Origin of the sequence: Mesorhizobium sp. M2A.F.Ca.ET.043.05.1.1, assembly GCF_003952445.1 — a bacterium.
Lineage (GTDB): Bacteria > Pseudomonadota > Alphaproteobacteria > Rhizobiales > Rhizobiaceae > Mesorhizobium.
In genome coordinates, this window is record NZ_CP034446.1 from 2,807,282 (window position 1) to 2,819,849 (window position 12,568).

Annotated in this window: 18 protein-coding genes and 1 riboswitch; of the genes, 5 read left to right on the top strand and 13 right to left on the bottom strand. The window is 63.6% G+C overall.

Annotated elements, in window-relative coordinates:
• Positions 1-5: 5 nt before the first annotated feature.
• Both EJ069_RS13935 and EJ069_RS13940 read left to right on the top strand, forming a co-directional pair.
• Positions 6-2,087, top strand: coding sequence for an ATP-dependent helicase (locus tag EJ069_RS13935; protein ID WP_126061774.1), 2,082 nt, complete (start codon positions 6-8; stop codon positions 2,085-2,087).
• A 150-nt stretch (positions 2,088-2,237) separates the two neighbouring features.
• Positions 2,238-2,540, top strand: a complete 303-nt coding sequence (locus EJ069_RS13940; protein ID WP_126061775.1) for a DUF982 domain-containing protein — start codon at positions 2,238-2,240, stop codon at positions 2,538-2,540.
• A 92-nt stretch (positions 2,541-2,632) separates the two neighbouring features.
• Here the strand turns inward: EJ069_RS13940 and EJ069_RS13945 are convergent, their stop codons facing one another.
• From EJ069_RS13945 to EJ069_RS13960, 4 genes are all read right to left on the bottom strand, one after another.
• Positions 2,633-3,448 carry a sterol desaturase family protein gene (locus tag EJ069_RS13945; protein ID WP_126061776.1) on the bottom strand — a complete coding sequence of 272 codons (816 nt, stop codon included), beginning with the start codon at positions 3,446-3,448 and terminating at the stop codon, positions 2,633-2,635.
• Positions 3,449-3,634: 186 nt separating this feature from the next.
• Positions 3,635-4,420 (bottom strand): GGDEF domain-containing protein, encoded by a 786-nt coding sequence (locus EJ069_RS13950; protein ID WP_126061777.1) that lies wholly within the window; start codon positions 4,418-4,420, stop codon positions 3,635-3,637.
• A gap of 264 nt (positions 4,421-4,684) precedes the next feature.
• Entirely contained in the window at positions 4,685-5,290 is a 606-nt protein-coding gene (locus tag EJ069_RS13955; RefSeq protein WP_126061778.1) for a hypothetical protein, read from the bottom strand.
• Between the two features lie 257 nt (positions 5,291-5,547).
• Positions 5,548-6,060 (bottom strand): DinB family protein, encoded by a 513-nt coding sequence (locus tag EJ069_RS13960; protein ID WP_126064730.1) that lies wholly within the window; start codon positions 6,058-6,060, stop codon positions 5,548-5,550.
• 58 nt (positions 6,061-6,118) lie between these two features.
• Here EJ069_RS13960 and EJ069_RS13965 point away from each other — a divergent pair, with 58 nt between their 5' ends.
• On the top strand, positions 6,119-6,811 hold the full coding sequence (locus tag EJ069_RS13965; protein WP_126061779.1) for a glutathione S-transferase family protein: 693 nt from the start codon (positions 6,119-6,121) through the stop codon (positions 6,809-6,811).
• 126 nt (positions 6,812-6,937) lie between these two features.
• Here EJ069_RS13965 and EJ069_RS13970 read toward each other — a convergent pair whose 3' ends face one another.
• Positions 6,938-7,198 (bottom strand): hypothetical protein, encoded by a 261-nt coding sequence (locus EJ069_RS13970; RefSeq protein WP_126061780.1) that lies wholly within the window; start codon positions 7,196-7,198, stop codon positions 6,938-6,940.
• A gap of 130 nt (positions 7,199-7,328) precedes the next feature.
• Here EJ069_RS13970 and ndk point away from each other — a divergent pair, with 130 nt between their 5' ends.
• Both ndk and EJ069_RS13980 read left to right on the top strand, forming a co-directional pair.
• Complete coding sequence (ndk, locus tag EJ069_RS13975) at positions 7,329-7,751, top strand: nucleoside-diphosphate kinase (protein WP_040984737.1); 423 nt, start codon at positions 7,329-7,331, stop codon at positions 7,749-7,751.
• Positions 7,752-7,914: 163 nt separating this feature from the next.
• A complete protein-coding gene (locus EJ069_RS13980) occupies positions 7,915-8,121 on the top strand; it encodes a hypothetical protein (protein ID WP_126061781.1) in 207 nt (68 codons plus the stop codon).
• Between the two features lie 122 nt (positions 8,122-8,243).
• Here the strand turns inward: EJ069_RS13980 and EJ069_RS13985 are convergent, their stop codons facing one another.
• The 8 genes from EJ069_RS13985 to pgsA form a co-directional block, all read right to left on the bottom strand.
• Positions 8,244-8,588, bottom strand: coding sequence for a DUF190 domain-containing protein (locus EJ069_RS13985; protein WP_126061782.1), 345 nt, complete (start codon positions 8,586-8,588; stop codon positions 8,244-8,246).
• A 111-nt stretch (positions 8,589-8,699) separates the two neighbouring features.
• Positions 8,700-9,137 (bottom strand): fluoride efflux transporter CrcB, encoded by a 438-nt coding sequence (gene crcB / locus EJ069_RS13990; RefSeq protein ID WP_126061783.1) that lies wholly within the window; start codon positions 9,135-9,137, stop codon positions 8,700-8,702.
• 3 nt (positions 9,138-9,140) lie between these two features.
• Complete coding sequence (gene crcB, locus EJ069_RS13995) at positions 9,141-9,554, bottom strand: fluoride efflux transporter CrcB (protein ID WP_126061784.1); 414 nt, start codon at positions 9,552-9,554, stop codon at positions 9,141-9,143.
• 98 nt (positions 9,555-9,652) lie between these two features.
• Positions 9,653-9,715, bottom strand: a riboswitch (Fluoride riboswitch).
• Positions 9,716-9,973: 258 nt separating this feature from the next.
• Complete coding sequence (locus tag EJ069_RS14005) at positions 9,974-10,243, bottom strand: hypothetical protein (protein WP_126061785.1); 270 nt, start codon at positions 10,241-10,243, stop codon at positions 9,974-9,976.
• A gap of 262 nt (positions 10,244-10,505) precedes the next feature.
• On the bottom strand, positions 10,506-10,805 hold the full coding sequence (locus EJ069_RS14010; RefSeq protein ID WP_245456556.1) for a YbaY family lipoprotein: 300 nt from the start codon (positions 10,803-10,805) through the stop codon (positions 10,506-10,508).
• A 295-nt stretch (positions 10,806-11,100) separates the two neighbouring features.
• Positions 11,101-11,580, bottom strand: coding sequence for a molybdenum cofactor biosynthesis protein MoaE (locus EJ069_RS14020; protein ID WP_126061787.1), 480 nt, complete (start codon positions 11,578-11,580; stop codon positions 11,101-11,103).
• A 1-nt stretch (position 11,581) separates the two neighbouring features.
• Positions 11,582-11,839 (bottom strand): molybdopterin converting factor subunit 1, encoded by a 258-nt coding sequence (moaD, locus tag EJ069_RS14025; RefSeq protein ID WP_126061788.1) that lies wholly within the window; start codon positions 11,837-11,839, stop codon positions 11,582-11,584.
• A 1-nt stretch (position 11,840) separates the two neighbouring features.
• Complete coding sequence (pgsA, locus tag EJ069_RS14030; protein ID WP_126061789.1) at positions 11,841-12,437, bottom strand: CDP-diacylglycerol--glycerol-3-phosphate 3-phosphatidyltransferase; 597 nt, start codon at positions 12,435-12,437, stop codon at positions 11,841-11,843.
• Positions 12,438-12,568: the final 131 nt, after the last annotated feature.

Consider the following 12,568-nt stretch of genomic DNA (forward strand, 5'->3'; position numbering starts at 1 on the left):
GGGCGATGAACATCGCCGCCCGTGATTCGTCCTTCGAGACGCCCGCTTATCTTGCCCGGCTGAATGATGAGCAGCGGCTGGCGGTGGTGCATGGCGACGGCAAGGTGGCGGCGCCGCTGCTGGTGATCGCGGGCGCCGGCTCCGGCAAGACCAACACGCTGGCGCATCGCGTCGCCCATCTCATCGTCAAGGGCGCCGATCCGCGCCGCATCCTGCTGATGACCTTCTCCCGTCGTGCCGCGGCGGAGATGGCCAAGCGGGTCGAGCGCATTGCCGGCGAGGTGCTGGGGCGCGACGCGACGATCATCGCCGACGCGCTCGCCTGGGCCGGCACTTTCCACGGGATCGGCGCCAGGCTGCTCCGCGACTATGCCGAGCAGATCGGGCTCGATCCGGCCTTCACCATCCATGACCGCGAGGATTCGGCCGACCTGATGAACCTTGCACGGCACGAGCTGGGTTTCTCGAAAACCGAGAGCCGCTTCCCGACCAAAGGCACCTGTCTGCAGATCTATTCGCGGGCGGTGAACGCGCAGGCGGACCTGGACGAGGTGCTCGGCTCCGCCTTCCCCTGGTGCGCGGCATGGGCGGAGCAACTGAAGGAGCTTTTCGCGGCCTATGTCGAGGCCAAGCAGGCGCAGAACGTGCTCGATTACGACGACCTGCTGCTCTACTGGGCGCAGATGGCGGCCGAGCCGGAGATCGCCGCCCATCTCGGTTCCCGCTTCGACCACGTGCTGGTCGACGAGTACCAGGACACCAACCGGCTGCAGGCTTCGATCCTCCTGGCGCTGAAACCGGACGGCGCCGGGCTCACTGTGGTAGGAGACGACGCGCAGTCGATCTATTCCTTCCGCGCCGCCGAAGTGCGCAACATCCTCGATTTCCCAAAGCAGTTCGCGCAAGCAGCGGCGGTCGTCATGCTGGAGCGAAACTACCGCTCGACCGAGACGATCCTTGCCGCAGCCAACAGGGTGATCGGCGAGGCCAGCGAGCGCTTCACCAAGAATCTGTGGACCGAGCGCCGGTCCTCGCACCGGCCGCAGCTGGTCAGCGTGCGCGACGAGGCCGAGCAGGCGAATTATGTCTGCCAGGCGATCCTGGCCGAACGCGAGGCCGGCACGGCGCTGAAGGCGCAGGCGGTGCTGTTTCGCACCTCGAGCCACAGCGGGCCCCTGGAGGTGGAGCTGACGCGCCGCAACATCCCCTTCGTCAAGTTCGGCGGGCTGAAATTCCTCGACGCCGCGCATGTCAAGGACATGCTGGCGATGCTGCGCTTCGCCGAGAACCCGCGCGACCGCGTCGCCGGTTTCCGCGTGCTGCAGCTGATGCCGGGCATCGGCCCGTCCGCCGCCTCGCAGATCGTGGATGCCATGGCGACGTCGCTCGACGAGACGCTCGGCCTTGCCCGCTTCCGGCCGCCGCAGCGCGCGGCGCAGGATTGGCCGGTGTTCCTCGACATCTATAGCGGCTTGCGCGCCGGCGCCAAATGGCCGGCCGACCTCGAACGGATCAGGCTCTGGTACGAACCGCATATGGAGCGCATCCACGAGGATGCGATCACGCGCCGGGCCGATCTCATCCAGCTCGAGCAGATCGCCTCGACCTATCCGTCGCGCGAACGCTTCCTGACCGAGCTGACGCTCGATCCGCCCGACGCCACCAGCGACCAGGCCGGGCCGCCGCATCGCGACGAGGATTACCTCATCCTGTCGACCATCCATTCGGCCAAGGGCCAGGAATGGAAGAACGTCTTCGTGCTCAACACGGTCGACGGCTGCATCCCGGCCGATCTCGGCGTCGGCACCAAGGAGGACATCGAGGAGGAGCGTCGGCTGCTCTATGTGGCGATGACCAGGGCCAAGGACAGCCTGCATCTGGTGGTGCCGCAGCGCTTCTACCCGCACAACCAGGCGGCGCGCGGCGATCGCCATGTCTATGCCTCGCGCACCCGCTTCATCCCGGCCTCGATGCTTTCGGCCTTCGAGCAATCGTCCTGGGCGAGTGCGGCGCTCAAGGACGACCCGCGCCAGCGGCCAGGCGTCAAGGTAGACCTTGGCGCCCGCATGCGCGGCATGTGGAAATAGGCTGCCTGCCCTCCTGCCGATTCACGCGACGGATCAGGTCCAAGACGGAAAAATCGGCGTGCGCGGAACCTCACGCCGCAAGCCGCGTTGTGTGGCGTCCCTCCCCAGACCGGAGGCCCGCCGCCTCCGCAGCCAACAGACGAGGTCTCAATGTACGACAGGATGTTCTTCACCCCGGTCGCCCTTAGCGTCGGCGCCGGCCATAAGCGTATGATCGCCTCGCTGTCCGCCATGCATGAATTCCTGACCGAGTTTCCGCCATCGCGGCGGCGGCTGAGCTACGGCGCCGCGGTAAAGGCCTGCGAGGCGGCGCGTGCCGGAGAAATCTCCGCCGAGTCGGCGCGCGATGCGCTGATCACCTTCGCGGTGACCGCCGGCATCCTGTGGCCGTCGGACCAGCCGATCGTCTCGGTGAAGCCGGTCGCGCGCGGCTATGGCGGTTTTGCCGCCTGAACTTACGGCAAAAGCCCATTTTGCCGGGCAAGCCCGCTGCTTATGAACTACCCCGGGCCCGGTTCACATAAAGACGGGCCTTTTCCGTACCGCTATTCCGGCTTGGCGGCAGCCGGCGCGGCCTCGGCGATCGCCGCAGCCGGTTCGGCCGCTGCAACGAAAGGATAGACGAGCTGCCGGTGGTAGAGCTGCGGCACAGGCTCGTCGACACCGTATTTTTCCGGCATCCGCGGCGGCATGAACAAAGTGCCGCCGATCAGGTCGAGAAAGGGCAATTGGCCGGCGAAGTTCTTGTCATAGGCCTCGCGTTCGTTGGCATGGTGCCAGTGATGGAACTGCGGCGAGGCAATCAGCCATTTCAGCGGCCCGAATTTGATGCGCGTGTTGGAGTGGATGAACACCGACTGCCACTGGTAGATCAGCACGTAGATGAGAACCGCCTCGGCGGAAAAACCCAGCGCGAACAGCGGCAGGAACGAAGCCGACTTGGTCAGGATCTGGTCCACCGGGTGCACGCGGTGCGCGGCCAGCCAGTCCATCTCCTCGATCGAGTGGTGGATGGCGTGGAAGCGCCACAGGAACGGCACCGCGTGGAAGGCGCGATGGGCAAGATAGAAGCCGATGTCGGCGATGAGCAGAGCCTCGATCGCCTGCAGCCATACAGGCTGCGACTGGACGGCGGCGGTGAGCGCCTCGGGAACGAAACGCTGCGCCAGCAGCATCGCCGCGCCGACCACCAATACTATGCCGGCCTTGATGACGATGCCGTTGAAGAGCAGGTAGAAAACATCGTTCAGCCAATGGCGGCGCGTCGCCGACTGCTCGCCATGCAGCGGCAGGAGCTGCTCCAGCGGGATGAAGATGAGGGCGATGATCAGCACCGCCTTGAAGTCGATAAGATCGAACACGGTCGCTCGCGGATCGGCTGAGGTCAGCCGCCGACACTAGCCGCCAAAGGATGAACGGACCGTTGATGGCGCCAAGGGACGCCTAAAGCGCGCCGCGATCTTTCAGATTCGCTCCATGCGCTTTAGATTTTTGATCTTACGCATGTCTTTATCCCGAAACCGGTTCCCACTTTCGGGAGACATGCGTTAGTGCATGGTGCCGCCGGCATTGCCAGCCGTCCCGCTGCGCCGGCTCTCGAAGCTCACCTGGTCGCGGCCGTTGGCCTTGGCCTTGTAAAGATGGCGGTCGGCGACCTGGAACATGTCGTGGTAGGTGGTCGGGCCGCTGAAGGCGATGCCGCCGATGCTGACCGAAAGCGGCCAAGGCCGCCCGTCTGGCGCAAACTCGGTCTCGCGGATGCGGCGCCTGATGGATTCGGCGACCAGGAAGGAGCGTGTGGCATCGGCGCCGGGCAGGAAGATCGCGAATTCCTCGCCGCCGATGCGTCCGACGATGTCGGCGCCATGCAGTTGCCCCTTGATCGTCGCGGCGATCAACCTGAGCGCCTGGTCGCCGCAGTCGTGGCCCAGGCGGTCATTGATCGACTTGAAATGGTCGGCATCGACGATCAGCAGCGCGCCGGCGTCGGCGACCGTCTGGTCGCGTGCCTGGTCGAGATAGGCCTCGACCAGCATCGAGAAGGCGCCGCGGTTGAAGACCGCGGTCAAGCTGTCGGTCGCGGCGATGACGCTGAGCTCCTTTTGCGTGATCGCCAGCTGGCGCATCTTCCACATCAGGAAGAACAGAAAGGAGCCGCCGAGGACAAGCGGCAGGAAAAGATCCGTGAGTTTCGCCCACAGCAGCGCCTGCGGCGACAGCGAGGGAAAATTGAAGGAATCGACGAAGAAGGCGACGGCAATGAAAAAGGCGGTGCCGGCGGCGGTGACCACCACGACCCTGCCCCAGCTTGTCGGGGATAAATCGATGCGCATCCGTTGCTCCCACTGCTACCGGCCTATTGTGGAGCGCGAGCGCAAAGGAAGTCCTAACATATTAGCTTCAATGCAAGTGTGGTTAACAGGCCGTCGGGACCTCCCGTGATGGCAAGGCAAGCAGAAAGCCCGCCGCCAAGCGCGGCAGGCTTCCCGACTGGCCGGATGTTCTCGTCAACGCAACGCCAGCCATGGCGGCGGTCGGTTGGGAGATGCCGCAGAGCCTCACTGCCGGTCCGGCGTTGCGGCTACCACTCGAACGCGTCAACGGCGTGCGATCATCAGACAGAGCGCCCTCAGATCGGCATCATAGGTCCCTTCGCTGGAGAGCACGTCGGCGCAGCGCTTCTTCATGCGGGTCAATTTCGTGCCGGACATCTCAGCCACGGCGTTCTTCGTCGCGGGCGCTTGAGGGGCTGCTACCGTGCTAGGCGTGCTCAGCGCAGAGAACCTTCCCACGCCGACGTCCGCGTCGTCACCAATCCCGAGGCCAAGGCTCGCGTTGGCGCCATTGCCGACATTTGCATTCGCATTGGCGTTGATGTCATCGCCGACGTTAGCGCCAAGACCCGCGTCGATGCCGGTTGAACCTCCGATCGACGCCGTGGCGTTTGCGTCGACCCCATTCGAGCCGCCTATCGATGCGGCCGCGCCGGCGTTCACGCCGTTCGACCCGCCAACCGAGGCGCCAAGCCCGGCATTGACACCGCTGCCACCGCCGACAGAGGCGCCGGCACCAGCGTTGACGCCTCCAGACCCGCCGATCGATGCTCCAACGCCAAGGCTTGCAGTATTCGCGGGCATGGCCAGAACGGCGATAATCGTCCCAAGGGTCAGAGTAGTGGCGGCTTTCCCAACAATATTGCGCATAACACTCTCCTCTTCAGGTAGAAATCACTCAGCATTGCTGTATGCAAGCATTGCCTGCATACTTCTTCTGAATACACGGAAAGTTACGCGTGAGATTTCGTCCGGTTTCGCCGGCTCATTCCCAAGAATGAAGTTTGGTTTGCGATTTCTGTTATCTTCGGTCCAACGTGTATTATATTTTTCTTAAAATGCCTCGCAAATTCTTCCCTCAGGCCATTTGCGCAACTTGCCGCAGGCGTTCCCGGCTAGAGAGCGCTTCAGGCGTAGGCGCGGCCTTCCTCGGAGCGCTGGAACAGCGCCAGATCGAGCGGCACCGAAGGGCGGCCGAGCACGGTCAGCACCATATGCGCCTGGCCGCGATGATGGGTCTGGTGGTTGAAGAAATGGCTGAGCGCGGGCGCCACGCGTTGCGATACAGTTCGCATGTCGGAGAGGGTCATATAGGAGAAGCGGCCGGCGAGCGCCTTTTCGCTCATGCCGCCGATCCAGTCGATGATCCGCTTGTCCTCCGCCTCGCGCGCGCTGTGCAAGGGTGGCAGCGCCTTGTAAAGAATGGCGTCAAGGGAAGACGGTGCCTGTCCCTCGCCGGTGAAACGCTTCATCCAGATACGATCGGCAGTCAGGATATGGTTGAGCGTCTTCATCATCGAGCCGAAGAAGGCGCCGGTGTCGCGGTTGAATTCCTCGTCGCTGAGGTGGGCCGCGGCATCGTAGAGACGCTGGTTGGCCCATTGATTATAGGCCGCAAACATCATGAAATGCTGTTTCATCATCCACCGGTTCGCCACGAATCCTGGCTCTACCTAACCCGCAGCAACGGACGCGCCAATGACCATTCTTCTCTACGACCTTGTCGGCCACGATGCAGCACGACCGTTCAGCCCGCATTGCTGGAAGACCAAGATGGCACTGGCGCATAAGGGGCTCGCCGTCACCAAGGTGCCGACGCGCTTCCTCGAGGTACCCAAAGTCGAGAGCGGCGCGTCGAAGACGGTGCCGGTGATCCGCGACGGCGAGCGCGTGGTGGCCGATTCCTTCGCCATCGCGCTCTATCTCGACGAAGCCTATCCGGATCGGCCTACCCTGTTTGCCGGCGAAGGCGGCAAGGCGCTGGCGCGCTTCATCGAGCGCTGGTCTCAGTCCACCATCCATCCGTACGTCGCGACGGTGGCGCTGACCGATCTGCATGACATGCAAGACGAGCCTAACGCCGCCTATTTCCGCGAAAGCCGCGAGCAGCGCTACGGCAAGCGGCTGGAAGAGGTCGTGGCGAACCGCGATGCCGGGCTCGCGGCCTTCCGCGCCGCGCTGGAGCCGCTGCGTTCGACGCTCACCTACCAGCCCTTCATCGGCGGCGAGGAGCCGCTGTTTGCCGATTACATCGTGTTCGGCGCGCTGCAATGGGGACGCATCGCCTCGCCTTTCCAGTTGCTCGAGGACGGCGACAGCATCGCCCGCTGGTTCGAGCGCTGCCTCGACCTGCATGGCGGCATCGGACGGCAGGTCGCGGCGGCGGCGTGAACACCGGTGATCTCCCCCCTTGAGGGGGAGATGTCGCCGAAGGCGACAGAGGGGGACGCCTCAGCGCTGCGACGCCCTCTGTGGCGAAAAAGAGGTCGGCGCTTTACGCGCGGCGACCCCTCTGGCCTACCGGCCATCTCCCCCCTCGCCCTTACCGACCAACCTGACGCAGATCGGGTCGCCTTTCTCCATGCGGGCGCACTGCCACTCCGGACCGAAGCCGAAATTCCGCTGCCCGCGTTGTGGAAAGAACAGCAGGACGAAGACGATCCCGGCGAGAACAATGGCCATGAACAGGATGACGGCAACATCGCCGCGTCTGAAGTAAGGCCAGTTCATCGCCTCGGGCTCCGCTGCCGCAACGCCCCGGATTTCCGTGCGAAGCATGTTCGCAGCCGTTTAATTATCCCGCAAAGGACCCGCCTTGACCAGAAGCCGCCTCCCCTTGGCAAGCCGCCGGGCGGCTTGTATAGAGCCCGCCACTCCAATTTCCATTCCCAAGAACAAGGACGACCCTATGGCGATCGAACGCACCTTCTCCATGATCAAGCCGGACGCGACCAGGCGCAACCTGACGGGCGCCATCACCAAGATGCTGGAAGACGCCGGCCTGCGCGTCGTCGCATCGCGCCGCGTGTGGATGAGCCGCCGCGAGGCCGAAGGTTTCTACGCCGTCCACAAGGATCGCCCGTTCTTCGGCGAGCTGGTGGAATTCATGTCGTCGGCGCCGACCATCGTGCAGGTGCTGGAAGGCGAGAACGCCATCGCCCGAAATCGCGAAGTGATGGGCGCCACCAACCCGGCAAACGCCGCTGAAGGCACGATCCGCAAGGTGCATGCGCTGTCGATCGGCGAGAACTCGGTGCACGGCTCCGACGCGCCGGAGACCGCCGCACAGGAGATCAAGTACTGGTTCTCGGACACCGAGATCGTCGGCTGAGTCAGCTGAAACCTTCCGGGATACAGAAGGCGGCCCTCGGGCCGCCTTTTTAACATGGGTGAATGCGCGACCGACGCAGCGCCCTATGGTGCCGGTCTGGCGATAGAAGGCTCACCGCCCCCGCGAGCTTCTGTCATGCTTCCGTCCAACAATGGAGGATGCGATGATCGGCCCCCATGTTTCCAAGAGCGGCATAGCCTATCCGGACGATCTCGTCCTGCTGAAGCGCATCTATGACCAGGTCTGCGTGGAGCGAGGCATTGCCCGCGGCAGCTCCGAGGCTTCTGACTTGGCGATCGAAGCTATGAAACTCTTTTCCGCCGGTATCTTCGACGAAGGAACGATCGGAAGACGTCTGCGCGGCGGCTAATCGAGGGGTCCTAAAGCGCGTCGCGATCCTTCGGATTCGTTCTATGCGCTTTAGGTTTTTGATTTTTGCGCATGTCTTTATCCCGAAACCGGTTCCCACTTTCGGGAGACATGCTTTGGGGATCAGTCTCCGTCGCCGTAGCGGATGACCTCGACCTTCTCCCTGGTGATCAGGCAGCTCTTCTCATTCGTCAGCGCCTTGATCGCTGGGATCAGCGCATCGATCTTCTCCGGCGCGTCGACGATCTCGACGACGATGGGCAGATCCTGCGACAGGCGCAGGATCTTGGCGGTGTGGAGCACGCTGGAGCGACCGAAGCCCAGCGGCCCGCGCAGCACGGTGGCGCCGGCCATGCCGGTTTCGCGCGCCTTGATGACGATCGCCTCGTGCAGCGGCTTGCCGTCGGCCGCCCTGTCGTCCTCGCCGAAGAATATCCTGAGCAGCGCGCATTGCGCGGGAAGTTCCATGTTTTCCTCCCTAGAGCGTTTCACCGTTTTACAGAAACGGCGAACCGCTCTATCTCTTTGTTTTGACGCAATTCCGGACGGAAAACCGCTCACACTTTTCCTGGAATTGCTCTAGCTACCTGTTGCCTGACTGCCTTTCGGCAAGCGGTTGAGCCTGGATGCCATGAGATAACCCAGCCACGCCGCCACGAGCGACAGCCCGACCACACTGATGAGATAGGTCGCGGCCAGCGGCAAGTCGCCCTCGAACAGCAGGATGAAGGTGTCGAGGCTCATCGCCGAAAACGTGGTGAGGCCGCCGCAAAAGCCGGCCATGACGAAATTGCGGCTGACCGGTCCGACCATCATGCGCCCATCCGGTCCGGTCAGCGTGGCAAAGGTCATGATGACCCAGGAGCCGACGACGTTGACGAAAGCGGTCGACCATAGAGCGTTTAGGCCGAGCAGCGAGACGATGACGTAGCCCGACAGGAAGCGGGTCAGGGAGCCGATCGCCGCGCCGCAGCCGACCGCCAGATAAAGCCGCATTGCCGCCTGTCTGTCCGTCATCGCTCAGCCCGCTGCCCCGGTGGCTGAACCAGCCACCCAGACAATTGCCCAGAAGCCGAGGGCGACGAACAGCACGCACAGAACCGACGAGGCGACGACGTTGAAGGCCGCGAGCCGGCCCTCCCCGTCGAGCGCGAGGTTGAGCGTCTGCAGGCAGAAGGACGACACGGTGGTGTAGCCGCCGAACAGGCCGACGACGATGAGGTCGCGCACGAGATCGCTGGCGAAGACGCCGCCCACCGCCCGCGCGGCACCGGCAAAGGCGCCGATGGCAAGGGCGCCGGAGACGTTGACCGCCAGCGTGCCCCAGGGAAAGGTCTCGCCGACGCCGCGACCAATCACGCCGGAGAGAAAGAAGCGGGATACGCCGCCGAGGAAACCGCCGATCAGGACCAGGGCGCAGGCCGCAAGGGTCATCGTCTCAATGCCTTTCCAATGCGATTCCCGCACGGGAATCACTTCACGAAATCAGGCATGATGCGAGCGGGAAAAACAAATCCTGCCGCGCAAGAGCACGCCTGGCAGGAGTCATCAGCCCATAAGGGCGGTTTCGGGGGAACCCCATCCCCATTTTCGGGCGAGCCTAGGCGGTTGAGGCGGTGGGGTCAATTGGGGCCGCTAGCTGAAAGACGGTTACGCCGCGTTCCTTCGCGCCCCCCTCTGGCCTGCCGGCCATCTCCCCCACTTGGGGGGAGATTGGCAGCCGTGGCGCCGAACTCAATCCTGCAACGCTGGAGATTGGCGAAAGCCGGCGCGACATTCGATCTTCCCCCTGGTGGGGGAGATGTCCGGCAGGACAGAGGAGGGCGCTGTCCCGCCAGCGTCTGAGGGTAACGTTACTTTGCTTGGCGCTCCTTCACATTGGCGTGGGCGTTCGCCGCCTCTGTGTCGGTGGCCGGCGTCTTCGTCTCCTCGCCGGTGAACGGGCTGCCCTGCCCAGGCGCAAGGTCGCCGCTATGGCCGGCCTTGTTGGTCTGGAAGGGCTGGCTGTCGGGGCTGAGGCCATGCTGCGTGGCGTTGAACAGATGGTCGTCCGCGCGGGCAAAACCTGCGAAGGCGATCAGCGATACGCTTGTGGCTGCGAGAATGAGCATGTGCTTTTTCATATCTGGTCTCCATTGAGTGCCAGATCGATCCCGCGCATTCGGTCTGGCGGTTTGAGTGAAGGGACGTTTGTCCCTTTGCCTGCCCGCCATCTGCATAGGTCAACGCTTGGCGGCGCCGGTTTATTCCGGCGAGCACGATGTCCAGGTGTGAAAAGTCGCGGCCGTCCAGCCGGCGCCCGACGTCAGCGCGGCATCTTCACCAACACCGTCTGGGGCGTGCCGGCCAGCGGATCGAGCTGATGGTTCGTGTCGGTGATGAACATCAGCCGCTCCGGCCCTTCTGGATCGCATTGGCGTCGAAACCGATTTCGAACTTGATCGGCACCTGTCCGGTGGGCGCTATCCTGCGCTTGGCGATCACGGTTGCCGGCGCATTGGCAAGCGAGACGTCGGCAAGCTCGACCACCAGCACGGCATCTGGCGGCAAAGCGATGCGCTCGCGATAGGTCACCTCGCCCGCGATGGTCTTCTCGGCGGCCTTGGTCACCTGCGGTACGGCAAGAATGCCGACGACCAGCGGCACCAGCCCGAAGATGAAGAACTCCGCGATGCGGTCCAGCATGAGATTGCCCCGCCAAGCAAATCAAACCGATTTGCAGGGTCGGGAAGGATTGCGGTCAATCAATGGCCGCTACCGGTAGCCTCAGTTTGAAATTCGATCCCGGTATTGATTTAGACTGAGTTCATTTGCCCCGCCTGCATAGTCGGGATCGGCGGCCTGCACTGGGTCGTCTTCCCACCCGCATTCTTGGCAGATTTCATAGTTGCCCGGCTTGCTTACGGCGAGCGAACCACAACACTGACACGGGAATAGAGGGCGAGTCATTGTGACACGACACCAAGTTCCCCGGCCATGGTTATTCACGCGACTTCGACCAGCGGTCCGCCGCTTGGTCGTCGGCTTCCTTGGCCTCGACCCAGCCGCCCTCGGAGCCGTCGGCCAGATGCTCCTTCTTCCAGAAGGGCGCGCGCGACTTCAGATAGTCCATCAGGAAATTCGCCGCCTCGAAGGCCGCCTGCCGGTGCGATGAGGCCGCGACCACCAGCACGATGTTTTCGCCCGGCATTACCTTGCCGTGGCGATGGATGACGGTAAGCCCCTGCAGCGGCCAGCGTTCGACGGCCTCCGCCGCGATGCGGCCGATCTCCGCCTCCGCCATGCCGGGATAGTGCTCGAGCTCGAGCGCCGACAGCGCGCCCTGCTCGTCGCGGCAAAGGCCGGAGAAGGTGACCACGGCGCCGATATCGGTGCGGCCCTTGGTCAGGCCGGCGATCTCGGCGGCGACGTCGAAATCCTCGCGCTGGATGCGGATGGCGGGCACGACGGCGCCGGCCATGTCAGCCTCCGGTCATCGGCGGAAACAGCGCGATCTCACGCGCACCGGCGATCTTCTCGCGGTGGCCGACATGTTCCTGGTTGATGGCGACGCGGATGACGTCGGGGTATTGCAGCGCGTTCTCATATTCCTCGCCGCGCGACTTCAGCCAGCGCAGCAGGTCGCCCACCGTCTCGATGCCGGACGGCAATTCGACGTCCTCTTCCGGCTTGCCGATCCGCTCGCGCACCCAGGCGAAATAGATGAGCTTGGTGGACATCTCACTCATCCATGATGTGCTTGAGGCCGGCGCGGAAATAGTCGTAGCCGGTGTAGAGCGTGACGAGCGCCGCGACCCACAACAGCACCAGGCCGATCTGTGTGGTCAGCGGAAAGATCTTGTCGCCCGCCGGGCCGACCAGCAGGAAGGCGATAGCGACCATCTGGATGGTGGTCTTCCACTTGGCGAGCTGCGTCACCGGCACCGACACCTTCAGGGCCGCCAGATATTCGCGCAGGCCCGAAACCAGGATCTCGCGGCACAGGATGATGATCGCCGCCCAGAGCGACCAGCCGGCGATGCCGGCGTGGCGGTCTGTGTCGGCCGCAAGCAGGAGCAGGCAGGTGGAGACCAGCAATTTGTCGGCTATCGGGTCGAGCATCTTGCCGATGTTGGAAGTCTGCTGCCAGGCGCGCGCGAAATAGCCGTCAAAGTAATCGGTGATCGAGGCGAGCAGGAAAATGACCAGCGCCGACCAGCGGGCGAAGTCGGACGACTTCAGATGCCCCTCCAGAAAAAAGCACAGCACGACCAGCGGCACCGCGACGATGCGGGCGTAGGTGAGGATGTTCGGCAGGTTGAACGCGCGTTGTGCCATATCGTCTCGGGAAATCTCCACCGCCAGAGGTACTCAAATCAGAAGCCAATGTAGGGGGTCAACAGCCGAGATTCGATTGGACAGGGAAAAATGGCGTGAGGGGCGTTGTGAGGTACCCCTCGGGACATCCC